Annotated in this window: 9 protein-coding genes; 1 reads left to right on the top strand and 8 read right to left on the bottom strand. The window is 46.1% G+C overall.

Annotated elements, in window-relative coordinates; all coding sequences use genetic code 11:
• The 7 genes from HRU21_00985 to HRU21_01015 all read right to left on the bottom strand — a co-directional run bounded on the left by HRU21_00985 (position 1) and on the right by HRU21_01015 (position 4184).
• Entirely contained in the window at positions 1–420 is a 420-nt protein-coding gene (locus HRU21_00985; GenBank protein NRA40859.1) for a DUF2870 domain-containing protein, read from the bottom strand.
• Positions 398–1054 carry a GMP/IMP nucleotidase gene (yrfG, locus tag HRU21_00990; GenBank protein ID NRA40860.1) on the bottom strand — a complete coding sequence of 219 codons (657 nt, stop codon included), beginning with the start codon at positions 1052–1054 and terminating at the stop codon, positions 398–400. Before yrfG ends, HRU21_00985 begins: the two co-directional genes overlap by 23 nt.
• On the bottom strand, positions 1054–1668 hold the full coding sequence (yfbR, locus tag HRU21_00995; protein NRA40861.1) for a 5'-deoxynucleotidase: 615 nt from the start codon (positions 1666–1668) through the stop codon (positions 1054–1056). The genes yrfG and yfbR overlap by 1 nt, the downstream gene beginning before the upstream one ends.
• A gap of 1 nt (position 1669) precedes the next feature.
• Positions 1670–2299, bottom strand: coding sequence for a thiol:disulfide interchange protein DsbA/DsbL (locus tag HRU21_01000; GenBank protein NRA40862.1), 630 nt, complete (start codon positions 2297–2299; stop codon positions 1670–1672).
• Positions 2300–2430: 131 nt separating this feature from the next.
• A complete protein-coding gene (locus tag HRU21_01005) occupies positions 2431–3078 on the bottom strand; it encodes a hypothetical protein (GenBank protein ID NRA40863.1) in 648 nt (215 codons plus the stop codon).
• A gap of 133 nt (positions 3079–3211) precedes the next feature.
• Positions 3212–3850: a cytochrome c4 gene (locus tag HRU21_01010; GenBank protein NRA40864.1), complete on the bottom strand. Its 639-nt coding sequence runs from the start codon at positions 3848–3850 to the stop codon at positions 3212–3214.
• 34 nt (positions 3851–3884) lie between these two features.
• Entirely contained in the window at positions 3885–4184 is a 300-nt protein-coding gene (locus HRU21_01015) for a cytochrome c5 family protein (GenBank protein NRA40865.1), read from the bottom strand.
• Between the two features lie 178 nt (positions 4185–4362).
• On the opposite strand from HRU21_01015, the gene HRU21_01020 reads away from it, so the two are divergent.
• A complete protein-coding gene (locus tag HRU21_01020) occupies positions 4363–4980 on the top strand; it encodes a YihA family ribosome biogenesis GTP-binding protein (GenBank protein NRA40866.1) in 618 nt (205 codons plus the stop codon).
• Positions 4981–5015: 35 nt separating this feature from the next.
• Here HRU21_01020 and HRU21_01025 read toward each other — a convergent pair.
• Positions 5016–6251: DNA polymerase I (locus HRU21_01025; GenBank protein NRA40867.1), on the bottom strand; the 1236-nt coding region annotated here is incomplete at its 5' end.

Raw genomic sequence — 6251 nt, forward strand, 5'->3', positions numbered from 1 at the left:
CTACGACTCCCAGAATTGTTGTTTAGCTTGCTGTAATTGACGGCGATCACGTTTATTAGGCTTGCTCTCAGGCGCTTGCCGCTGCAGATTTTTTCGCTGCGCTGCATTATCAGCACGACGTTGCTGACTCTGCTCGGTCTCTTGGTAAAGCAATTGCGCCTCTGGCGCACCTCGGCGACGATCGCTTAAGCGACAAACAATCACAGTTTTTTCTTCATAACCTTGCCGAATGCGAAGCTCATCACCCGGCTGAATTTCCTTTGAGACCTTCACCCGCTGACCATGAAAATGCACTTTCCCGCCTTCAATCGCAGCTTTAGCCATTGAACGGGTCTTAAAAAAGCGCGCAGCCCATAACCATTTATCCAGTCTCAATTTAGCATCGGTAGTTGAGATATCAGACAAGCGGCAGAACCTCATCAAAGTGATCAATAACAGCAAAGCGCAAATTACTGCGCGCAGGGTTTTGTGAATCAGGCTGTCGTAGCGTGAGCAGATGCCCAATGCCATAGTCTTTTGCCGACTGCAGCACCGCCTCAGTATCATCAATCAATAAGGTAGCATCGGGCTTAAACGGAAAATCCTGCTGTAAAGCATGCCAAAGGGCTTGCTCTTCCTTGGGCACGCCGTAATCATGAGTTGACACCAGCGCATCAAAATAGTGTTGAATCTTAGTAACGCGCATTTTCAAGTTCAAACTATCTCGATGTGCATTCGTTAACAGAATCACTTGCTTATTACTGGCCTGTAAGGCTTGTAAAAACTCTTCAACCCAGGGTCTAATGATTATCTTATCGAGCAAATCAAGCTTAAGCTCAGCAATGTTCAGGCCTAATTGCTGCGACCAAAAATCTAAACAGTACCACTCTATTTTACCCCGCTCTGCCTCAAAGCGAGCATGCAGATCTCGGGTGACTGATGCAAGATCAAGCTGATGTTTTGAGGCATAGATTTGCGGCACATACTGCAGCCAAAAATAATTATCAAAATGTAAATCGAGTAAGGTACCGTCCATGTCCAGCAGCACCGTATCGATTGCAGACCATGACAACATTATTCGCCCTTTATCTCATGTTCATGCTGGGCCAGCAGCTGGTCCAGGGTTAATAAATAACCATCATTAAAAAGCCGCATAAACTCATCAACTTCCGGCATGCTGAGCGCTCTTAAACGTGCCTCTGTACTGTGCAAAGCTGATTCAAACTCGCTGTTTTGTGCATTAACTTCTTGCTGACATTTTATATAGGCACTGATGATATCTGCCGCTTTGATAAACGCTGTCGTTTGAGCATCGAGCTGCTCAGAAATTAATAGCGGCTGATACGCTGGGCGCAGATAGTCAGGTAATAATTGCAACAACTCATGCTCTGCCTCACGCTCAATTTGCTTGTAGGCATCACGAATAGTTGCCGAGTGATATTTTACCGGCGTCGGCATATCGCCAGTTATAATCTCAGCCGCATCGTGAAACAGAGCCGCGGCTGCAACATGGTTTGCATCAATCACACCCGCAAACCGATGCTGATGAATCAATGCCAGCGCATGCGCAATTGTCGCCACATGCCAGCTATGCTCCATCACATTTTCTTCATCGATATTGCGCTTTAAACCCCAGCGTTTAATCCACTTTAAACGCCCTAAGTAGGCAAAGAACTTACTGGTTTTCACGTTACTGTGCGAGTAAGGCCCGCTCTTTGGCGACTAAAAAGTCGACCACTTCAAGCATTTTTGCCTGACTGCCAGCAAGACTTGTAGCTACTCGGTATTTACCATTAACCACAAGCTCAGGAGTGCCTTGCAGGCGATAGGCACGCGCGCGTGAGTCAGCCAAGTTGACCTGGGAGTTAACGCCAAAAGAATTGAAGACTTGCTTAAAGCTTGCCTCATCAACACCGTTTTTGGCAAACAGCGACTGTATCGCCTTTTCTGATTTAAGGCGATTTTTGTTCACATTCATAGCTGTAAACATAGCCTCACTCAGCTGATCAAATTTGCCCAAGGCTTTGGCTGCATAGAATGCCTTCGCGTGCAGCTGCATATCTTTATTCCACATGGCTGGCATCGAATGGAAATCAACGTCATCTGCTTGCTGCTTTTTCCATGCCTGAATGACCGGCTCAAAATGAAAACAGTGAATGCAACCAAACCAGAATAATTCGACTACCTCAACTTTGCTTTTATCACGCGTCACAACCGGGCTAGGCAATACTTCATAATGCTTACCCGCGACGAAACTTTCAGCCAAGGATAGCGGTGATACCATCATCAAAAAAATAACGCCACAGAGGAATTTTTTCATATTCAACCCATCATTAGTCATCAAAAAATCCTGCGTATATTATCATTTGTGGCGATAAAGCACAGTGACAAAACAAAAAAACCAAGCTCTCTGGCTTGGTTTTTTTGCTGCGTTTAAGCGCTGAAAAAAATTTAGAAGTTATAAATGTAAGCTATTGCCCAGGTCTGACTAACCCAGCGATCATCTGCCAGAATGCCATCAATATCGTCTAATGGATTTAGATCGGTTTGCTGCTCCAGCAATTTAGACTCTATTTTCATTTTTGGATAATACATATACATAATTTCAACTTGACCAACTGGCAACACTTGGCCAATTGATAAACCGATAGCGCCGTTTAGCTCAGTTTGATTATCAAACTCGAACTCTTCGCTGCCAGAGATATCAATGTCGCGCTGCGCCAAGCCTAAACGAAAACGGCCATAAAGATCATCACCTTTTTGCAACACGGCAAATAGGCCAGCAGTCGAGGTAGTCACTTCCATATACTCACTGAGCCATTTATTTGACTGAGTGGCGCCGTATTGCAGCTCAACTGCAAACCATGAATAAATATTAAAACCGGCAATAAGATTAAAGTACTGATTAGAGGGGTTACTGGTTTCAAAGCTGGCAAATTCACCTAAACCATTATCTGCAACACTGTAGCTAGCCTCTGCGCGATGTTGCAAAGAGCCGATACCTACACCAACATAGGGCGTTAACGGCTCAGCCGCAAACACCTTAGTGTTAATTGCAATTAAAAGAAGGGTCGCCAAGCATTGTAATGCTCGTTTCATGAGAACTCCGAAAATTATTATTGTTGTATGAATTTCACTATCATAACGTCACTGAGTATTAATGCCAATCTTCAGCGGCCTTGCAGGCATAAAAAAAGCGGCTAAAGCCGCTTTTTTTAGATGATTTCAGTGCTTATCGTAAGCCTGACAAGAAGCTTGCCACAGCTTTGATTTCTAAATCAGACATTTTTTCAGCAATATCTCGCATAATTGCCGCATCGCCATCATTACTGCGAGAGCCGTCAACACCTGGCTGATCAGCACCTTGACGGAAGGCCATCAGCTGCTTTTCAAGATATGCAGCATGCTGACCTGCAAGCGCTGGGAAACTAGCACCGGCATTACCGCGGCCAGCAGGACCATGACATCCTGAGCAAGATGCTACACCTTTACGTGCCACCCCAGCCCTGAACACTGACTCACCCAACTTAACCAAGTCAGGATCTGCGGCACCACCACTGATGGTTTGTGCAGCATAAAAAGCACCTACATCTGCCATATCTTGCTCCGACATTGCATCTGCAAGCCCAGTCATCTCAGGAATGGGTCGACCGCCCTCAGATGCTGGTTTCATGGTGTCTTTTAACTGCTTGATAATGTACTTTTCATGCTGGCCGGCTAAGCTTGGGAAACTAGGTGTGGCCGAGTTGCCGTCAGCTCCATGACAGGCCGAACAAACAGCTACTTTTGCTTGACCCGCATCGGCGTCGCCAGCTGAAAACGTAGGCACTGCAGCCGTTGATAAAACCAAACCAAGCATCAATTTTTTCATCATATAACTCTCAAATCTCGTGGTTAACAGCCAATTATTGCGCGGCAGACATGTATTTGATTAAGGCTGTAAATTCAGCATCGGTACAGTCCATACACATGCCTTTAGGTGGCATTGCCTTAATACCCTCTTTGGTATGCTTTAATAATGTATCCATACCCTTAGCTAAACGGGGTTGCCAAGCAGCCACGTCACCTTTTTTAGGCGCACCCGCTGCGCCNGAGGCGTGACAAGCAATGCAGCTTTGATTATAGAGTGTTGCCGCATCACGCGCCTGAGTCTGCCAAGAAACAAAAATTAGCGAACTAAAAAAGATAAACTTCAGATATTTCATTACATTCTCCCATGGCTTTTATACGTCGCGCAGAAAAATTAATACGTCAATACAATCTGAATAATGCGCTATCGAGCATCAACACAACAATATATAATTTGCGACGCGCATTATATAGAAACTAGGCCGCAAGGCAAACCAATAGCCTGCATTTGCAGCCAATAACCTTACAAATTATATGCATAATATTTATCGACAAGCGGAATTTCTTCAGTCTGCAGAAAAGCTCTCCCAATGCCCAGCTGATATCGGCTTTGAGGTTGCTTTTGCCGGTCGCTCTAACGCAGGCAAATCATCTGCAATAAACACCCTCACTGATAATCGAAAACTCGCTCGCACCTCTAAAACACCTGGCCGTACCCAGCTGATCAATCAATTTAGCATTGATGAGCAGCGCAGACTGGTCGATTTACCAGGCTACGGCTATGCCAAGGTACCGGAAGCGATGAAACTTCGCTGGCAAAAGTACCTCACCGAGTATCTAGAGCAACGTCAGTGTTTACGTGGCGTGGTATTAGTCATGGATATTCGCAGACCGCTTCAAGCCTATGACCAAACCATTGTCGACTGGTCGAAAGCGGCTCAGCTGCCCTTGCATATTTTACTCACCAAGGCCGATAAGCTTAAGCCAAACCCGGCCCGCAATGAACTTTTCAAATTGCAGAAATTATTCAAGAACCAGTCACATATCAGCATGCAGCTATTTAGCGCGCTGAAAAAGACCGGGGTAGACGATTTGATAGCACAGCTTGATCATTGGTATGAGTTGCCTGAGGCAAAAGCAGATCAGACTTAATGATCAAAGCAAGCTCAGCGTAAAGGCAAAAGCCTCTAGTGTGCCTGATCCCAATTATCACCCACACCTACGTCGACAATAAGCGGCACCGACAATTTTGCCGCCTGCTGCATAATATCTGCGATATCTTTGCTGGCTTCAGCCACAGCATCCGCCGCAACCTCAAACACCAGCTCGTCATGCACCTGCATCAGCAGTTTCACATCTAATGACGTTGATGATAACCACTTATCGATATCCAACATCGCTTGCTTAATAATATCCGCTGCTGTTCCCTGCATCGGCGCATTGATGGCGGTGCGCTCTGCAGCCTGCTGGAGATTCTTATTGCGCGCATTAATATCGGGTAAATAGAGCCTGCGACCTCGTAAAGTTTCAACATAGCCCTGCTGATGAGCAAGCGCTCTAACTTGGTCCATATAGGTTCGCACCCCAGGGTATCGGGTAAAATAGGCATCAATATAATCCTGCGCCTGATTTCGTCCCACATCTAATTGTTTGGCCAAACCAAACGCCGACATGCCATAAATAAGGCCAAAATTGATTGCCTTAGCACTGCGGCGTTGATCAGTCGTCACGTCCGCAATACGCTGGCCAAACACTTCAGCGGCAGTGGCCCGATGCACATCCTCGCCATGATTGAATGCATCAATCAAGCCAGCATCCTGCGAGAGGTGCGCCATAATACGCAGCTCAATCTGACTATAATCCGCAGCTAAGATTTGCTTACCCGGTGCCGCCACAAACGCCTGCCTTACCTTACGACCTTGCTCGGTGCGAATGGGAATATTTTGTAAATTAGGGTCAGACGAAGATAAACGGCCAGTTGCGGTAACTGCCTGATGGTAAGAGGTGTGCACTCTACCGGTATGCAGACTAATTTGCTCAGGCAGCGCATCAGTATAAGTCGACTTCAGCTTACTCAGCGAACGATACTGCATAATCACCGCAGGCAATTCATACTCATCTGCCAACTGCTGTAATACTGGCTCGGCAGTTGACGGTTGCCCCTTGGGGGTTTTTTTAATCACCGGCAGTGACAGTTTATCGAACAAAATGGCCTGTAGCTGCTTTGGCGAGCCTAAATTAAACGCTTCGCCAGCGAGACTATGAGCCGTCTGCTCGAGTTGATCAATCGCCACACCCAGTGATTGACTTTGATCAAATAGACAGTCGCGATCAATCTCAACACCCAGATGCTCAATCGAGGTCAGAACCTTTAATAATGGTAACTCAAGCTGCTGGTAAAGCTGCATCAACTTTTCATCGGC

The organism is Pseudomonadales bacterium, assembly GCA_013215025.1.
Lineage (GTDB): Bacteria > Pseudomonadota > Gammaproteobacteria > Pseudomonadales > DT-91 > DT-91.